Raw genomic sequence first — 16,446 nt, 5'->3', positions numbered from 1 at the left:
CTTAAAGGTTGTAAACTTGAGCTATTTTTACTCCACTTATTTCCCTTACTCCGTCTTTATGTACTATACCTTTTTTTACAGCCTCTTCTACTAGGGAAGAACCCACTATGCTCATTACGGTAGCTTCATCTATTAGACCTAAGGCATAATCAGATTCCACTAAATCGCCTCCATAAAACTTCTCATTAACGTCTAACACCATGTCATTTTCCCTGAACCTCTTTCCTAGTAGCCCTTCCTCGCAAAGGTTTATGAGAACGTATCCCTGTGACCTTATTATATTAATGTGAACCTTCATGAAGGATCACAGGGGCTTTATTGGCGTCTGTGCTCCACATGCTAAACACGATATGTACCAAACCTTCTTGTCCATCTTGAGAACTGTATCTATGCTCTTGCAGGTCATACACTGAACGTAAGAATGAATGAACCTCTCCATAAGGGTGTTAATAACTTGGGAAGAGAACTTACCTTGTATAACCAGTTGACCGTTTCCCTCAGCTGTCCCTGGAGCTGCAAGTTCTTTAAGCAAGTATTTCGTGCATGTCTTAACATCCCTTCTTAATCTGTCACAGTATTCTCCGAAGTTCTTAACTATTGTAGTATTTCCTATATTATATACTACAAGTTCAGGCAGAGCTTGAATACCTTGTTTCTTAGCCCTCTCTGGAACCTTCGAGTAGAGCCTATCTAGCAAAGATAAATATTCTTTCTCCGTACTCACACTAACCCTATTAACACCCGGGTTTAAATTAATGATGATAGGATTTGGCTCAGAAGATTTACTTTGAGACATACGGATGCACTTTGAATAAGGGAGATACACTGATAATGAAGACTATACTTAAGGATAGGGAGTTTGTTGAAAGACCAGATGAAGCTGACGTTATAATAATAAACACTTGTGCGGTGAGGCTCGAAACAGAGGAAAGAATGAAGAAAAGGATTGGAGAACTAAGAAAACTAGGCAAGAAGCTAGTTGTTGCAGGGTGCATGAGCGGTGCAGAGCCTGGCACTGTCCTGAGCGTAGCACCAGAAGCCTCGCTAATAGGACCCCAAGCAATCGAGAGAATCCAAGACATCGTCGACGGAAAAGTAAAGTCAATACTGAACGGAGAAAGGGCATCAATGACCCCGCATGTAATGGAAGGAAAAATAGGCATATTGCCAATTGCAGATGGATGTGCGGGAGATTGCAGTTTTTGTATAACTAAATTAGCTAGAAGAAAGCTGAGGAGTTATCCTTTGCGTTCTATACTGGAGTCAGCTAAGTTTGCTCTTTCAAGGGGCGCGATAGAACTAGAACTCACGGGACAAGACACATCAGCTTATGGACTTGACTTTGGCGGGAAAATTAGATTACCAGATCTTGTGAGGGAAGTAACTAACCTAGAAGGTAATTTCATGGTTAGAATAGGCATGATGACTCCAGAGCAAGCCCAATCAATTATTGACGATCTAATAGAAGTGCTTAGACATGAAAAGGTCTATAAGTTCATCCATTTGCCGGTTCAAAGCGGTGATGATAATGTGTTAAAGATCATGAACAGAAAATATACAATAGATCAATACATCTCCATGGTTAAGGAACTTAGGAACAAGGTACCATATATAAATGTCACTACGGATATAATTATTGGGCATCCCGGAGAGGACGAAAATGCATTCGAGAATACGTTATCGCTGATGAAGAGCTTAAGATTTGAGAGAATACATCTTGCAATTTATTCCATGAGATCTAACACTAGAAGTGCATCAATGCCCCAGATTCCTGATAAGATAAAGAAGGAAAGAATGGAAATAGCATACAAATTATACGAAGGTATTTCACTATCCATTCATAAAGAATATGAAGGTAAGAACGCTAGCATAGTTTTAACAGAGATAGGTAAGAAAGGCTCTGTAATAGGTAGAACTTTGAATTACATACCCGTCGTTATAAGAGATAGCACTGATCTAGGCAAGAGAGTTAATGTTAGAATAGACGAAGCGTCATTCTTCGATCTAAAGGGGCATTTAATTTAAAAAGTTTAAATAGTATAAATACTCTCTTCTATTGATGGAAAACGTATACATTGTATCAGCCGTGAGAACTCCAATAGGTAGGTTCGGCGGAGCATATAGAGATATTCACCCAGCGGATCTTGGAGCAATTACCATAAAGGAAGCACTTTACAGAGGTAAGGTTGATCCTAAAGACGTAGAGATCACCATAATGGGAAATATACTTAGAGCAGGGCACGGGCAAGATGTTGCTAGACAAGCATCAGTCAAGGCTGGAATACCTATGGAGGTGGACGGATACTCCGTCGACATGGTTTGCTCTTCGGGTATGATGAGCGTAATGAACGCCGTCCAAATGATAAAGAGCGGAGATGCTGACGTTGTTGTAGCAGGAGGCGTAGAAAGTATGAGCCAATCTATGCTCGCAGTTAGAAGTAACATTAGGTGGGGTGTAAAGACCATAATGCCACCAAACAAGGTAGAGTTCATTGACACCATGCAAATGGACGGATTAACTGATCCGTTCAACATGAAGCTCATGGGACAGGAAGCCGACATGGTTGCTAAGTCACATGACTTTACTAGGAGGGAATTAGACGAGGTTGCTTATCAAAGTCAAAAGAGAGCATATGAAGCAACAGTAAAGGGATTGATGAAAGACGAATTAGTTAATGTAGAGATTAACGGACAGAAAATTACTGTAGATGAAGGAATAAGGCCGGATACTTCCTTAGAAAAGCTAGAGAAGTTAAGGCCAGCATTTACTCAAGATGGCTTCCATACCGCAGGCAACTCCTCCCAGCTTTCGGACGGAGCTTCCGCGATGGTTCTAATGAGCGAGAGGGCAGCAAAGGAAAGAGGATTAGAACCGTTGGCAAAAGTTTTAGGCTACAGTTGGGCTGGAATAGAAAGTTGGAAATTTACAGAAGCACCGATATTTGCAGTTAAAAAATTGCTAAAGAAACTCAACGCTGAAATAACGGATTTCGATTACTTCGAAAACAACGAGGCATTCGCAGTAAACAGCGTATTAGCTAACAGATATCTAGGAATACCTTATGATAAGTTAAACGTTTTTGGAGGCGCGATAGCTATAGGCCATCCTATAGGAGCCAGCGGTGCCAGGATAATTACTACCCTGATTAACGTTCTCAGTAAGATGGATGGAAAGAAGGGAATTGCAAGCATATGCCATGGTACAGGAGGATCTACTGCTATCGCAATTGAGTTGCTAAGAAAGATGTAATTTTACATTATTACTTTATATTTTTCATTTCATATATAAGCACATATATTAATTTATTAACTTTATGAACAGAAAAAAGATAGTTTCTTTGATTCACTACATTCATATGCCTATTTTAACAGTATTTTTCCTAAAGAATACAAAAATATTAAAAAGGCAAGTTTGAAGAAGTCGTAAATAATTTTTTATGTAACATTCCCTATAAATAGGCAGATAGGTGGTTAACTAGTTGTCTAAAAAAGTTAAGCAACCAGAAATTCCAAGCAATAGAAACGTACCAAAACCCGGTGATGGGGAGGCTATTTGTGTAGTTAAGAAGATGTTAGGCGGAGATCACATAGTGGTCAGCTGTTTAGATGGCAAAGAGAGAATGGCAAGAATACCTGGAAAAATCAGAAAGAAGGTCTGGATGAGGGAAGGAGACGTAGTTTTGGTAGGAATATGGGACTTTCAACCCAACAAGTGTGATATAACTTACAAGTATAATAACGATGATATAAAGAGATTAATTGAAGAAAAGGTAGTTTCAAGGGAAGTTCTAGATCAACTAAGAGGTTAATTATGCCAAAAAAGCCTCTTGATTTCAAGAAGAAAGAAGAAAAACGAAGAAAGGATGAGGATCTGTTTAAGGTAGTAGATTCAGCTATTGACACGGCTACTTACAACGGCCTCATGCTCGTTTCTAAAAAGCTCAATTTAGAAGAGATTTTTGGATCTATTTCCTCTGGAAAGGAGGCTAAAATATATCCTGCGAAGGATTTTAAAGGAAAGTTCTACGCCTTGAAGGTTTTTTACGTATCTACAGCACAGAGTAAAAAGGCTCTAATCAAATACACTAAAGGGGATTACAGATTTGAAGGAGCTAAAGTAGGAAGTACAAGAAGCCTGGTAGAACTCTGGACAAAGAAGGAATTTAGGAACTTAAGGGACATGTTTGACGCTGGAGTTAGGGTTCCAGAACCTTACATATTCTTCAGGAATATATTGGTAATGGACTTTATAGGCGAGAATGGAGTAAGGGCACCGCTCCTCAAGGAATTGCCAGACGATGAAATAAATGAGGATGTTTACATGGATATCTTAGAACAGATTACTAAGATGATAAAGAAAGCAAGGCTCGTTCACGGTGATCTAAGCGAATACAACATACTAGTTAAAGATAAAAAGCCTTACATTATTGACGTAAGCCAAGCCCTTCCCATAGAACATGATAAATCGTTAGAACTGTTAAAGAACGATGTGGAAAACATTAATAGGTTCTTTGCTAACAAAGGGATAGAAGTGCAAGGAACTGATTCGTTCCTTTCTAATCTTCTAGGTGATTTAGATGTTCATAACTGTGGAGGATCAGAAGATACAGGAAGTAAACAAGATAATCCAGAGACTGGGAGAGATGACCAGCTCTGAAATTACCTTCGATGAAAGAACGAAGACATATAATGTAATCCCAAAGGGAAATCCTTACGACGCCATGAAGGCAACTAACGTAATAAAGGCCATAGGTTTAGGTTTCAACGTTTCCGACGCTCTTAAACTTCTGAGCGATGAATATGAACTGGAAACAATAGATTTGAAGGACATAACGGGTAAGGATCAAGATGATATGAGAAGGATAAAAGCTAGGGTAATAGGAGAGAAGGGAAAGACCAGAAAGTTCATCGAAGAATATACCGGTGTAATTATGTCAATTCATGAAAACTACATCTCTTTCATAGGTCCCTTTGATCAAGTTAGCGTAGCAAGAAAGGCCGTAGAGTTAATTATCGTGGGTAAGGAACATCAATCAGTGTACAAATATTTAGACAGAGCAGAGAAAGAGCTAATGCAGTACAAGATGGATAAGCTAAAAAGATCAAGTAACAAGTTTTATGAAATCTAGCTCATCAACGCCTTTCATCCTAGATGTAACGTTCTTTATCACCTTGCCGTAAGACGAGATAACTTCTCTGTTGTGAGTATCCTCAATGAAAGTTAATATATCCTCAGTTTTTCCCTCGTAGATTAACCTAAAGAATCGAAGGAGTATCCTTTTAGGTTCGCTCAAGATTTCCTCAGTAACAAGTAAACTTGGCTCAGGCTTCATAAGTAGAGTTAAATGAGGTCCGTCTAATGTAGCTATCATTGCTATTTTATATGCACTGTACTCTTTCGTAGGAGACCTCTTTGTAGCCTTTACCTCGATATAGAAAGTTTGACCTTCTTTGTCAGCTTCTATATCATGAGTCGGCATATCAACTGATCTTATGTTTGTGAATTTCATATCTTCCAATATCCTGCGAGCTCTGTATTCCATTGCGAAACCAAATATTATCCCCTTTGCTCTGGACAAGGCGTACTCTAATTCCTCATCGGAAAAGTTATACTCAGATTTCAACTCATCCAGCGTATTCACAGAGGTAATAAATATCCTCAAAGAATATAAGCTTAGATAAAGGATACGAAAAACGTAATGAAAAAGAAGGTCACGTTGCTTCTTTTTAAAAAACAGTAGCAAGAATCTGAGCTCCATCGTTGATATATATTATATAAACCATGGGGTTCTTGAGCTACCGTTAGTCGAAGAAAATACCAAGGACTCCTCGTCTATCCAATGATGGAGTATTATCGGTTACATGTCTCTTAAAAATAAGCCAGGGAAATCATGAATTGAGTGAAATAGCGTGAGCGTAGGTATAGATTCGAGATCTTACGTTTCAGACTTTGATTTGAAAATCGGTGAGGCAGTGGCCCACATAGTGAGTGCTTCATCAGTAGTAGAGCAGTTGGGAGAATGGGATTCCTCTCTTCAAGAAACGGTAAGGAAGTACGTTGACTTTTGGATCGTCGAAATGTCTCCCATATCCTACATCCCCGGCATGGTAGAAGCCATCGGAGATATGATAAACAAGAGGATAACGAGAATTTTAGATGAGATATCAGAGGATGAATTAGGTTACTCTCTGGATGTAATTCTAGAGTTCAAAAGGAAAACTGACCTTGGTATACCAACCATGGACCAGGCTGATGTAGAGGTTAGATGCGAAAGAATTTTAACTGCCTTAGGAGTAGATATAAACAAATTGGCTAGATTTTTAGAAAGAGATAGATTAAATGGTCTGATCTCCGCAGTTGTAATAGCGATAGGAATATCTTCAGTACGTGATAGACAATGGACTCAGGAATCTCAATAACTGCTGAGAAGTTGGTCGATGTAACTATTAAAAAAGCTTGTCATATAAAAATTGATAATCAGGAAATTATAAAGTTAGTAGGTATTTCATCAAGAGAGATAGCTTTTCGAGTTACTGATAGCATTTCTTACTGGCTTACGTCTTCTCAAAATTCACTTTTGTATTGTAAAATCTGCAATAAAGGACCTTTCACAAAAAAAGGGTTGTATCTACACTTAAGTCGGCTTCATAGACAGGATATAAAGGCTCTTCTAGAGGAGGAGATAAAAAGGGAAGTTAGGACAGCCCTTTAAGTGCTTTATCTAAATCTTCTATTAGATCGTTCGCATCTTCTATTCCTACAGAAAGCCTAAGTAGAGATTCACTGATTCCTACGGCTTTTCTCTCCTCCGGAGATAGCGTACGGTGACTCATAGAGGGGGGATGCGAGATTACTGAATTTACTCCTCCCAACGTTTGAGCTGCCACTATGACGTTAAGAGACTTCATTACTTTGATTGCGTCATCTGCAGTCCCTTTCACATCAAAGCTGACTACTCCTCCGAATCCCTTCAAAATACGTGATGCAATGTTAAAGTCTTGATGTGACTTAAGTCCGGGGTAGTATACCTTAGATACGCGCGGATGGTCCTCTAGGAATTCAGCTATGGTCATCGCGTTACGGTTTATAACGTCCATTCTGATCTTTAAGGTCTTCATGCCCCTTATTGTTAAATAAGCAGTATGAGGATCTAGGGATGTACCCATAGTTCGCCTTATTAGATCCACCTTTGTCATCACTTCCTTTGGGCCTGCAGCTAACCCTACTATTACGTCATTATGACCAGCTATGAACTTTGAAGCACTCTCTACGACTACGTCAGCATTTAGATCAATAGGCTTCATATTGATGGGAGTTGCAAAAGTGTTGTCTACTATTATAGATCCTCCTTTCTCCTTGGCTACCTTTGAGATCTCTTCTACGTCAAGGACTCTCAAGAGAGGGTTCGTAATGCTCTCTAGGAAGACAACATCGACTCTCTTAAGCGACTCTATTAACTCTATTAAGGAAGATGAACCTACTGGAGATACTTCGATCTTGACTCCCCAGCCACGTAGGAAATCATTGAAAAACCTAAAGGACCTGCCGAACATGTCCTTGTGTATTACTACCACTTTACCAGGAGATACATAATGAAATAGCGTAGTTGAAATTGCGCCCATTCCAGAGGAGAAGGAAACCCCCATTTCTGCATTTTCCAGTTGGGCTATTTTCCTAGATAACTCACAGATAGTCGGATTAGCTTCACGTGAATATCTATATTTTTCGCCCTCTGGAAACTCAAAAGCAACAGTCTGGTAAATAGGAGTTGTTATTGCACCAGTTTCTTTGTCTACGCTTTCGTTTACAGATTTTGTAGACTCATTCAACCTTCACACCACCTGCAATTTTAGCTTCTTTTACCTGAGCTGAATATCCAAATGACGCTATCAATTTTTTGCCTTCTTCTTCTATAGCCTTTATCTCAGATTCATGGTCAACTAAAACTAATATCGAAGGACCTGCTCCGCTTACACATGCCCCTATGGCATTATGTGAAAGGGAGATCTTCTTTAGCTCAGGATAGAAAGGAAACATAGGTAACCTAGCTTTCTCCACTATTTCGTCATTTAGTCCATTTGAAATGAGTTTCCTGTCTCCGCGTTCAAGTCCAAGCATAAGAGAGAATCCGAATCTCATATTTTTAACATAACTTGACATATCTACAGTTTTCGGAACTAACTCTCTTGCTTTTTTTGTCTTATCCTTAGCTTCAATTGAAGGTATGAAAAGTATGAACTTGAAGTCATAATTCACGTTGAGGTTAACTGTCCTCTCTCCGAGGACTGCAACGAAACCACCGAAAATGCTTGCCGCGACATTATCTGGATGAGGAGATCCCGCTATTGCTCCCTCGCCTAACATGGAATACTTAACCATGGAATCCTTGCTTAGACCTAGAGAGAACAAAGAATTAACTGCTGCTACTGCTGCTGCAGCAGATGCACCGCTGCTACCTAAACCTAAACCTGCAGGTATTCCCTTCTTTACTTTCAGGATAATCCCTTCCTTTATCCCATAATCCTTCATTAGTGACAAAACTGAAAATCCCGCTGAATTCTTAGTGGGATCTTCGGGTATGTTACTATTATCTGTCATTACAACCCTTAATCCACCCTCTGACGTGCATGCTTCAACTTCGTCATAGAAAGCATCATGAGCCACGGAAAGTATGTCGAAACCTGACCCTAAGTTAGCCGAGCTTGAGTATGCTATAGATCTTTTACATACCACGGAAGAAAAAGGGATAGCACGAATTTAAGCACTCCTGCCTATGAACTAGACAAATTAAGATCTAGAATTTAATTTTCTATTTTATTCTTTATAACTTTAACTAAGTCTATTCCTTTATCGGTTAGCGCTACAAAGTAAATCTTTTCCTCGCCTATTTTTTCTCCTTTGATGAACGCGTCATTAGATATCACCTTTGCTTTTCCTATAAAACGAGGTGCCAGAGATCTATATTTCAACTTTATAGAAGGGTTATTAACTAGCTTAGAAAGCGAGACCCAATCATCATAACCTACACAACTCCCATTTCCGTTAGTCACCAAGTCTCTTTTTATTTCTAGATCGAAATGTGAAGGCTTTTTATAAAGCGAACTAATTACGAGGAGGTCACCCACATTATGCTCCAACATCTTAATTGCTGGATAGCTTCCTAAAGGATAAACTGAAGCGTCAAGATTGGTTAAGAGCGGATCCTCTTCACCTATAATCACAGGATCGTCATGAAAGCTAGTTACTTCTACCTTGATCTTTTCGCCCTCCTTAACGTAAGAGCCTTCTGTTAAACCTATGTAACCATGTGCCATGGAAAAAGTGCCGATCATGTAACTGTCGAACTTTAAAGGTAAGGCGAAATATTCATTTCCTTTCCTCAACAATAAAACAGGTACGTAAGTGAACCTTTTGCTGTCAGCCTTTACGTCAATTAGCGATATAGCTTCTAACGTCGAGTTCTCCTTAATCTGAGCATTAAATAGAAGCCGTGACGCAGGTCTAACTACCTTACGATAAACCATTATTGAAGACACCATATTTCCTGGAAGGCCTACAACAGGAACTCCGCGTATTAACCCGAGGAATGTTGGTTTACCAGGCTTGAACTTAATGCCATGAAATATCATTTGACCTAATTCATTGATAACTCTGTAGACGTAATCCCTCTCCCCCGCACTTGTACCTCCAGTTGTGATCACCAGATCAGATGTTTCCACTGCACTGGATATAGCGTTTTTAATAGCTTCATAATCGTCCTTAACTTGTTCCAGATTGAGTACCTCAAAACCGTCTTCGCTCAACGCGGCCTTAAGATAGAACATATTTGACTCGTAAACTTTTCCTAGAGTTAGTTCTTCTCCCGGTGGAACCAACTCGTCCCCCGTACTGATCACTGTAACCTTTGGCTTCGCGAAAACGTAAACCTTAGTTTTACCCATTGCAGAAAGGAGACCTATCACTTCAGGTGATACCAAGGTTCCCTTTCGGATTGCTTTAATTCCAGCAGGAAGATCGCTGCCTATCCACCCTACGTTTAGCCCAAAACTTACCTTATTTTTTACTATTATCTTACCTTCAATTACCTCTACGTCCTCTACTTTAACTACTGCGTCTGCACCTTCAGGTATCATAGCTCCAGTATCAACTTCCACTGCCTCTTCACAAGTGTCGATACTGATTTTAGAATTCTCACCTATGTTTATCTTGCCTTTCAAGGTAAATGAGGAAGGGGTACATGAACTCTTTACTGCATATCCGTCAACGGTAGATCTGGAGAAGGAAGGTAAGTCGATCGGAGAATAGATATCTCTGGATATAACCCTTCCTAAGGCTTCATCTAAGGGTATTTCTTTTTCCTTCATTCTCGGCTTAGGAACTAGCTTAAATTTCTCTATTGCTTCCTCACTACTTATTAGGGAAGAATCCTTTAAAATAGACCTCATTGATGTATATGAACTAGAAAATAGATTTAAAATATAATTAAAGAGGCTTTCTCCAACTCATTTAATATAGTTACTACGGGTTCAATTAACTGATCTTTACTTATCTCGTTCTCTTTACCCTCATCTTCGGATTCCTTCTTTAATTCTTCTTCTATCTTATTTACAATATTTTCAACGCTTGTAGAACCATCACATAAAGACCATACATAGTAAGCTATAGGATGAACTTCGAATACCTTGTCATCTCCCAGTTTTATCATGAAGTTTTGACCGTCTTCGGCCATGTCTAAAAATTCGCCCTTCTTAGTTGGCTTCTTTTCTTTTACTTCATTAAAATCCATTACTCCTCTTCCCCTTCGTTCCTTCTTCTTCCGCCGTAGTTATTGTAACCTCCTTGTCTATAACCTCCAAATCTTCGGCCTCCTCCCCTGTTAAAGTTGCGTCTAGGAGGCGCGTAGTCCTGAGGTGCTTCTGGTATTGTTTCAGGTATTTCCGACTCCTCCGGTATTTCTTCGTCAGACTCAGAAAATGTCGATTTACTTCCAGCGTTAAGCTGAACTTGTCCTCTAAACGCTGTAGTCCATACATTGTCTATTTTAACCACCGAACCCTCCTTCAGAGGCTCTTCCTGCTTACCCCAGATTGTAAGCTTTGCCCTACCAGTTTCATCTCCTACCATTACTTCGCTTATTGTTCTGGGACCATTCTTGGTTTGTATATCCTTGGGTTCAGAAACCTGAAGAACCCTTACAACTATAGAAATACTTTCCATTCCAGGTTTTAAATTACCTATTTTTTCTACCATACTACTCGACTCTTACGATTTATTTAACTAACCTCGTAGACCGCATTTAAAAAGTTTGTTTAAGAAGGTTATCAAGGTATTTTTAGCGTTAATTAATTCCTTCATTCGTATTCCGCTACTATTGAATAAAGAGGTTCATTGTCTTGTATATACGCTAGCTAAAGAATAATGTAAATCCTCTACCATTAAAGAGTATCAACTATAAAAAAGTAGAAGAAATTTCCATATGAGACTAAATCTCAATAATATAAACAAGAAGTATTATACCTTATTTATTAAAAAAAGAAAACCTTTCTTAATAACAACTATGTTATGAATTATCTTCCTCATTGACAGTGATTAAAGTAGATCCGTTTACAGTCATGCTATGAGCATAGTTCGATACTTGATAATATATGTATATAGTAACGCTGTAGTTACCGGGCTGTAAATACACTTTCTCCTCATCATGAGAGTCCGCTTTATGATGATCATTATTGTTATTATGATCCGAAGTTAAGATTACTGTATAATTTGCAAATTTTATAACTGCAGTAAAGTTAGAGAATTCTCCTTTTAATACGTCATTATTTAGTTCAAATTTGTAGTAGCCTGGACTATGAATTTCCATCGAAGCAACGGCGCTATAGTTTCCGCTCTGTCCTGCAGTTAGGTTTCCTAGGTTAATATTAGCAGGCAATATCGTGTCGCTTGATGTATTACTATTTCCATGAATGATATAACTAACATTAGCTAATGATCCAGAAAAAATTGTACCAGCTGCTGCTATTCCCAATAGAGTTAAAGGGATGAAGATCCCGATTAACCAGATTTTTGACATATTTACCTAAACTATGCTACCAAGAACAACCCTTTAAGGAACTACCACGGAACGAAGAATGAAACCGTTATTTTTTATCATCAATTATATAAAATATTCTTCCGTCTTTCTTTACTTCCTTTATGTAACCTAGGGAAATTAACTTCTTAATTCTCCTGTACGTTGTTGTTTTAGGCAATTTAGTATATTTTACAATATCTGATAAAGTTATATTGCCTTTCTTTATTGCCTCTAGAACCATAATATCCCTATCGTTTAAGTGAGGGTCCTCAGGGAGTTCCACTTCCGTTCCGCTCTCTATTTCTGTCGAAATATCTTGATTTTTCTTTATTCTAATCACTTTTCTTTCTTTATATATTAAATATCCGAATAGTATATTAACTGTAATTATAATAAAAATTAATATATAAAATAAACTTAAGCTATTTTCTTTAGATTTAGTAGAGATAATAGAAGAATACAATAAAGTAATATTAGATGAATTAAATTGTATATAATAGTTTTTCCCCACTACCTGAAAAGATGATGGAGAAGGATCTACGTAATTTAATGTAAAGTTGTCTGGAATTATTACTGTAATATTCATGACGTAAGGTTCTTTCACGTCTACTACGCCAGGCTGGAAATGAGTTTCATATTTAATTGTAATATTAGTTATGTTATAGAAGTAAATTTTATTATTTGAAATATTATACTTAGAGCCGTAAACTACAAGATCAGAAATATTATTGCCAACAAGACTTTCACACTTCTGGTCAACTACGTGAGATATAACAGTACCGTTATAATATAGAATTAAAGTAGAAGAGTTAACATTAAAGGTCAACATAAAAATCATGATGAAGATAATGATTAACAGCGTCTTCAACATTCAACTAAATGATCCATCTCAGGCAATTAAAAAACTTTTATATAGAAATAAATTGTTCCACCAACGTTCCAAAAGATTCCTTTTAAGCCAAACAAAAGGATCATATATATTGACGAAATGAGACAACACTTGCTTGTGGCGTTAATTATCATTACGCTAATAGCTAATGTAATATTGGGCGTAGAGCTATATACTACACTCCACCCTAACGTCAACGGAGGTACAAACAAAACTATCATTCCAATAAGTAATGTCTCTATAACATACAAGGCTAATTACTCTAATTCGTCACTTTATTCTTTCTCTTTTGAAACTAAACTAAATTTAAATATATTAAACGAGGGTAAATATATAATAGGAATTAACCCTTATGGTTTCAAGCAATTATTCGTTCTTATACAGCTCAAGGATCACAAAACAATTGAGCTTACCCTGAACGAGACTACAGCCATGGTCAAATTGAACAAAGACGATAGAACAGTAACCATGTTCGTCTCAGGGGAAACCTATGCGAACTTAAATCAGAGTCAGATAATTAATAATTTAAATCTATATATTGAATATATTAATAATAATAATTGATATTAGATTATTATTTCAGCCTCAATATTTTTGAGACAATCTAAAAATATACAATTTTCAAAAACTGGCAATATGTGTCCAACTTTAATTTAATTAAATTTATTTTTATATAAAAAATTAAATTATTTCGTGATTTAGCAAAAAGATGACGTCAATTCTTAATTTTTGTTTATAAGCCGTTAATGAGAGATTAGAAGAGACAGAAATGAGCGAGAAAGATTTCCTAGATTTGCCTAAAAAGTTTATGGAATCCTTGATGATACCTTTCGTTGGTAGAGAGGAGGAGGCAAAAGTATTGACCTTGGCTTTACTAACCAAAGAACACGTCATCTTAATAGGCGAACCCGGAACAGCCAAATCCGCTTTAGCTAGAAGAGCAGCTGAGTTGATGAACGCTAAATTCTTCATGTACCTCCTCACTAAATACACAGAACCTGCAGAGTTGTTTGGCGCTCTGGACATAAATTCCTTGAAGGAGGGAATTTATAGAAGAATAACCAAGGATAGGTTGCCAGAAAGCGAAGTAGCTTTCCTTGACGAGATATTCAATGCTAACTCCGCAATTCTGAACGCTTTACTCTCACTATTAAACGAGAGAGTAATATATGATGGCTATAACGTAATTAAAGTTCCTCTGAGAACTTTAATAAGTGCTAGCAACAGGATTCCCGACGAGCCCGAGCTCGACGCTTTATATGATAGGCTTCTGTTAAGACATTATGCAAAACCAATAGGTGAAGACATGTGGAGACAGCTCATTGACTCGGCATGGGAAATAGAGTTCACAAGTAAGTGGGCAGTAAAGGAGCCAGTCATGTCTGTAGAGCATTTGGATAAGCTTTATTCTTACTTGTCTCAAGTAGATTTGTCGGGAGTAAAAAGTAAATTACTTAAAATTTACGCAATGTTAGAAGAAAAGGGAATACATCTAACAGATAGAAGAAAAGGAAAAGTTCTAAAGGTGGTATCAGCACATTCCATATTGAATGGAAGACTTAAGGCTAATGAAGAGGACCTAATTGTACTTAAATATATTGCTCCCAGAGAACTAGATGACTTCGAGAAAGTTTCGGCTCTACTCTCAGAAGAATTGAAGACACCTATAAAGTACATGAAAGAACTTAACGAAATCTACAATAACATCAAGGAAGCTGCTAAGTACGTTGATGCAGCCACCGAAACTGACCCTAGGTTAGTAGAACTTATCAGAACCTTAAAGGCCACAAGAGACAGGATAGTCCAGTTAGGGAAAGAGAGCGGAGATGAAAAAGTGGAATCCTTCTCAAAGGAAGTATTAGACGAAATAGATAGACTCATGGAAAGGGTAGCCAGGAAGCTGGGGATATATCCATGAGCGATGGAATGTTAAGAGGAGTAGATTATGAAGATCCGATAGTGAAGTTCAGAGGAGAAAGAATACTATACACACTAAAGAAGGTATCTGGACGTGAAATGCAACTAGACCCAAGCTTTCTTGTTGACACTTTCTACATTCATTATCTCCCATTACCGTTGATGTCAACCAAATCTGATGTACCAGAAGATAAAGGCGTTATGTACTCTTTGCTCAATTCTATAGTATCATCTGATCTTGTAATAAAGAACAGGGAATACTCCATTGCGAACTCAGCCGTAAGCGTAGCATTAACAGTTAGCTATATGCAACACCTGATTGAGGAACTAGAGAAAATAAAGAGAACTTCACAGTCGCAGGAGGAAAGAGATGCTGCCGAACAGATATTGAACGGCTTAATGAAAAACGCTTCGTCAGGGCAAGGAAGAGAACAGAGAGCCAGAGATAAGAATACCCAACAAAACTTGGAGAAACTGCTCAAACAAGCACATGAAAAGGCGATGTCAAAAGCAATGGAGGATGCTAACGCAGTAAAGAACATGCAGAAGATCGTTGGAGGAAACGGAGCAGGTACAGGAAGTATGCTTAACTTTGAGGGAGAAATACACGAGGTACTAAGGCTCTCTAGAAACACTGAAATAAGAAAAATCTTAGAATTCCTAAGCGGACTTCCAAAGTTAGGTTCCATATCTAAGAAGAAGACTACGAGATACTCTAGAGGAGAACTATTTGGATATGAAGAAGGTGATGATATAGAAAGAATAGTTTCCTCCGAGCTAGCCCTACCTGATGAATTGTTCTATCTTAAGCTAGCTGAAGGTCAAGTTCTGCTTTACCAAAAACAAGTAAAGGAAAGCGTTGGGCCTATTTACTTGTTGCTAGATAAAAGCGGTAGCATGGATGGTGAAAAGATAATATGGGCTAAGGCTGTTGCGCTAGCTCTATATAGCAGAGCAAGGAGAGAAAACCGTGACTTTTATCTCAGATTCTTTGATAACATACCATATCCTCTAATTAAGGTAATGAGAAATGCTAAGAGCAAAGATATAATCAAAATGATAGAGTATATAGGTAAAATAAGGGGAGGAGGAGGTACAGACATAAGCAGATCCGTAATTTCTGCCTGCGAAGATATAAAAGAAGGACATGTAAAAGGAGTCAGCGAAATAATCCTTCTAACTGATGGAGAAGACAAAATAGCAGAAACCACAGTTAGAAGATCTTTAAGGGATTCCAATTCTACTTTGGTTGCAGTAATGATAAGAGGAGATAACGCCGATTTAAGGAGAGTTGCTGACACATATTTAGCTACATATAAGTTGGATCATGATGATCTACTTCGTGTGGTAGAAGCGTAAAGTGAAAACTTACTAATAAATATATACGCTATTTTTATTATAGATTGTTTTAGCTATATTATAATAGGCGACGGCTATACTCAACTAACGCCCGTGAGTCACACGGGAGGATGAGGTTGAGGCCTCATCTTTCTTAATGATAAAATGGGAAGATGTTTGATCAAAGGAAGTTAAAATACAAAATGTTCATATAAGTCGCAATGTTCGCTC

General features: G+C 37.9%; 20 protein-coding genes. 10 read left to right on the top strand and 10 right to left on the bottom strand.

Annotated features, from left to right (window positions below):
• Position 1 precedes the first annotated feature (1 nt).
• Positions 2–298, bottom strand: coding sequence for a DUF424 domain-containing protein (locus RQ359_RS08750; protein WP_156016831.1), 297 nt, complete (start codon positions 296–298; stop codon positions 2–4).
• A 6-nt stretch (positions 299–304) separates the two neighbouring features.
• Entirely contained in the window at positions 305–724 is a 420-nt protein-coding gene (locus RQ359_RS08745) for a translation initiation factor IF-2 subunit beta (protein ID WP_054837922.1), read from the bottom strand.
• A 44-nt stretch (positions 725–768) separates the two neighbouring features.
• On the opposite strand from RQ359_RS08745, the gene RQ359_RS08740 reads away from it, so the two are divergent.
• The 5 genes from RQ359_RS08740 (at position 769) to RQ359_RS08720 (ending at position 5,129) form a co-directional block, all read left to right on the top strand.
• Positions 769–2,025, top strand: coding sequence for a tRNA (N(6)-L-threonylcarbamoyladenosine(37)-C(2))-methylthiotransferase (locus tag RQ359_RS08740; RefSeq protein WP_156016835.1), 1,257 nt, complete (start codon positions 769–771; stop codon positions 2,023–2,025).
• 34 nt (positions 2,026–2,059) lie between these two features.
• Positions 2,060–3,250: a thiolase family protein gene (locus RQ359_RS08735; RefSeq protein WP_156016838.1), complete on the top strand. Its 1,191-nt coding sequence runs from the start codon at positions 2,060–2,062 to the stop codon at positions 3,248–3,250.
• Positions 3,251–3,479: 229 nt separating this feature from the next.
• The gene (locus RQ359_RS08730; RefSeq protein WP_156016840.1) at positions 3,480–3,809 is read left to right on the top strand and encodes a translation initiation factor aIF-1A; all 330 of its coding nucleotides are present in this window, start codon (positions 3,480–3,482) and stop codon (positions 3,807–3,809) included.
• A gap of 2 nt (positions 3,810–3,811) precedes the next feature.
• Positions 3,812–4,657, top strand: coding sequence for a serine protein kinase RIO (locus tag RQ359_RS08725; protein ID WP_156016842.1), 846 nt, complete (start codon positions 3,812–3,814; stop codon positions 4,655–4,657).
• Positions 4,578–5,129 (top strand): KH domain-containing protein, encoded by a 552-nt coding sequence (locus RQ359_RS08720; RefSeq protein ID WP_054837923.1) that lies wholly within the window; start codon positions 4,578–4,580, stop codon positions 5,127–5,129. The genes RQ359_RS08725 and RQ359_RS08720 overlap by 80 nt, the downstream gene beginning before the upstream one ends.
• Here RQ359_RS08720 and RQ359_RS08715 read toward each other — a convergent pair.
• Positions 5,103–5,642 (bottom strand): hypothetical protein, encoded by a 540-nt coding sequence (locus RQ359_RS08715; protein WP_054837924.1) that lies wholly within the window; start codon positions 5,640–5,642, stop codon positions 5,103–5,105. The genes RQ359_RS08720 and RQ359_RS08715 overlap by 27 nt on opposite strands.
• Before the next feature lie 268 nt (positions 5,643–5,910).
• Between RQ359_RS08715 and RQ359_RS08710 the strand changes: the two genes are divergently transcribed.
• On the top strand, positions 5,911–6,420 hold the full coding sequence (locus RQ359_RS08710) for a hypothetical protein (RefSeq protein WP_054837925.1): 510 nt from the start codon (positions 5,911–5,913) through the stop codon (positions 6,418–6,420).
• Positions 6,399–6,713 (top strand): hypothetical protein, encoded by a 315-nt coding sequence (locus tag RQ359_RS08705; protein ID WP_156016846.1) that lies wholly within the window; start codon positions 6,399–6,401, stop codon positions 6,711–6,713. The genes RQ359_RS08710 and RQ359_RS08705 overlap by 22 nt, the downstream gene beginning before the upstream one ends.
• On the opposite strand, the gene RQ359_RS08700 is transcribed toward RQ359_RS08705, so the two are convergent.
• From RQ359_RS08700 to RQ359_RS08670, 7 genes are all read right to left on the bottom strand, one after another.
• Positions 6,697–7,830 carry an aminotransferase class I/II-fold pyridoxal phosphate-dependent enzyme gene (locus tag RQ359_RS08700; protein WP_156016848.1) on the bottom strand — a complete coding sequence of 378 codons (1,134 nt, stop codon included), beginning with the start codon at positions 7,828–7,830 and terminating at the stop codon, positions 6,697–6,699. The two genes, RQ359_RS08705 and RQ359_RS08700, sit on opposite strands and share 17 nt — an antisense overlap.
• Positions 7,823–8,734: a homoserine kinase gene (locus RQ359_RS08695; RefSeq protein WP_338116980.1), complete on the bottom strand. Its 912-nt coding sequence runs from the start codon at positions 8,732–8,734 to the stop codon at positions 7,823–7,825. Before RQ359_RS08695 ends, RQ359_RS08700 begins: the two co-directional genes overlap by 8 nt.
• Positions 8,735–8,802: 68 nt before the next feature.
• On the bottom strand, positions 8,803–10,446 hold the full coding sequence (locus tag RQ359_RS08690) for a molybdopterin-binding protein (protein WP_156016850.1): 1,644 nt from the start codon (positions 10,444–10,446) through the stop codon (positions 8,803–8,805).
• Positions 10,447–10,472: 26 nt separating this feature from the next.
• Entirely contained in the window at positions 10,473–10,787 is a 315-nt protein-coding gene (locus tag RQ359_RS08685; protein ID WP_054837928.1) for a PqqD family protein, read from the bottom strand.
• Positions 10,787–11,251 (bottom strand): single stranded DNA-binding domain-containing protein, encoded by a 465-nt coding sequence (locus RQ359_RS08680; RefSeq protein ID WP_156016852.1) that lies wholly within the window; start codon positions 11,249–11,251, stop codon positions 10,787–10,789. The genes RQ359_RS08685 and RQ359_RS08680 overlap by 1 nt, the downstream gene beginning before the upstream one ends.
• 310 nt (positions 11,252–11,561) lie before the next feature.
• Positions 11,562–12,071 (bottom strand): hypothetical protein, encoded by a 510-nt coding sequence (locus tag RQ359_RS08675; RefSeq protein ID WP_054837929.1) that lies wholly within the window; start codon positions 12,069–12,071, stop codon positions 11,562–11,564.
• Between the two features lie 67 nt (positions 12,072–12,138).
• Complete coding sequence (locus tag RQ359_RS08670; protein WP_083476904.1) at positions 12,139–12,942, bottom strand: helix-turn-helix transcriptional regulator; 804 nt, start codon at positions 12,940–12,942, stop codon at positions 12,139–12,141.
• Positions 12,943–13,059: 117 nt separating this feature from the next.
• Here RQ359_RS08670 and RQ359_RS08665 point away from each other — a divergent pair, with 117 nt between their 5' ends.
• From RQ359_RS08665 to RQ359_RS08655, 3 genes are all read left to right on the top strand, one after another.
• The gene (locus RQ359_RS08665; protein ID WP_054837931.1) at positions 13,060–13,524 is read left to right on the top strand and encodes a hypothetical protein; all 465 of its coding nucleotides are present in this window, start codon (positions 13,060–13,062) and stop codon (positions 13,522–13,524) included.
• A gap of 205 nt (positions 13,525–13,729) precedes the next feature.
• A complete protein-coding gene (locus RQ359_RS08660) occupies positions 13,730–14,878 on the top strand; it encodes an AAA family ATPase (RefSeq protein ID WP_156016854.1) in 1,149 nt (382 codons plus the stop codon).
• A complete protein-coding gene (locus RQ359_RS08655; RefSeq protein WP_156016856.1) occupies positions 14,875–16,236 on the top strand; it encodes a vWA domain-containing protein in 1,362 nt (453 codons plus the stop codon). The genes RQ359_RS08660 and RQ359_RS08655 overlap by 4 nt, the downstream gene beginning before the upstream one ends.
• Positions 16,237–16,446: the final 210 nt, after the last annotated feature.

The organism is Sulfuracidifex metallicus DSM 6482 = JCM 9184 (assembly GCA_032834875.1).
In the GTDB taxonomy this organism is placed as follows: domain Archaea; phylum Thermoproteota; class Thermoprotei_A; order Sulfolobales; family Sulfolobaceae; genus Sulfuracidifex; species Sulfuracidifex metallicus.
The sequence above is the reverse complement of the archived record's forward strand: the minus strand, read 5'-3'. Positions and strand labels throughout refer to the sequence as shown.

Excerpts from the sequence above, each read along its gene's own strand:
- RQ359_RS08750 (WP_156016831.1), bottom strand. The coding sequence starts at position 298 with ATGAAGGTTCACATTAATATAATAAGGTCACAGGGATACGTTCTCATA.
- RQ359_RS08735 (WP_156016838.1), top strand. The coding sequence starts at position 2,060 with ATGGAAAACGTATACATTGTATCAGCCGTGAGAACTCCAATAGGTAGG.
- RQ359_RS08725 (WP_156016842.1), top strand. The coding sequence starts at position 3,812 with ATGCCAAAAAAGCCTCTTGATTTCAAGAAGAAAGAAGAAAAACGAAGA.
- RQ359_RS08720 (WP_054837923.1), top strand. The coding sequence starts at position 4,578 with ATGTTCATAACTGTGGAGGATCAGAAGATACAGGAAGTAAACAAGATA.
- RQ359_RS08705 (WP_156016846.1), top strand. The coding sequence starts at position 6,399 with ATGGACTCAGGAATCTCAATAACTGCTGAGAAGTTGGTCGATGTAACT.
- RQ359_RS08690 (WP_156016850.1), bottom strand. The coding sequence starts at position 10,446 with ATGAGGTCTATTTTAAAGGATTCTTCCCTAATAAGTAGTGAGGAAGCA.
- RQ359_RS08685 (WP_054837928.1), bottom strand. The coding sequence starts at position 10,787 with ATGGATTTTAATGAAGTAAAAGAAAAGAAGCCAACTAAGAAGGGCGAA.
- RQ359_RS08680 (WP_156016852.1), bottom strand. The coding sequence starts at position 11,251 with ATGGTAGAAAAAATAGGTAATTTAAAACCTGGAATGGAAAGTATTTCT.
- RQ359_RS08675 (WP_054837929.1), bottom strand. The coding sequence starts at position 12,071 with ATGTCAAAAATCTGGTTAATCGGGATCTTCATCCCTTTAACTCTATTG.
- RQ359_RS08670 (WP_083476904.1), bottom strand. The coding sequence starts at position 12,942 with ATGTTGAAGACGCTGTTAATCATTATCTTCATCATGATTTTTATGTTG.
- RQ359_RS08665 (WP_054837931.1), top strand. The coding sequence starts at position 13,060 with ATGAGACAACACTTGCTTGTGGCGTTAATTATCATTACGCTAATAGCT.
- RQ359_RS08660 (WP_156016854.1), top strand. The coding sequence starts at position 13,730 with ATGAGCGAGAAAGATTTCCTAGATTTGCCTAAAAAGTTTATGGAATCC.
- RQ359_RS08655 (WP_156016856.1), top strand. The coding sequence starts at position 14,875 with ATGAGCGATGGAATGTTAAGAGGAGTAGATTATGAAGATCCGATAGTG.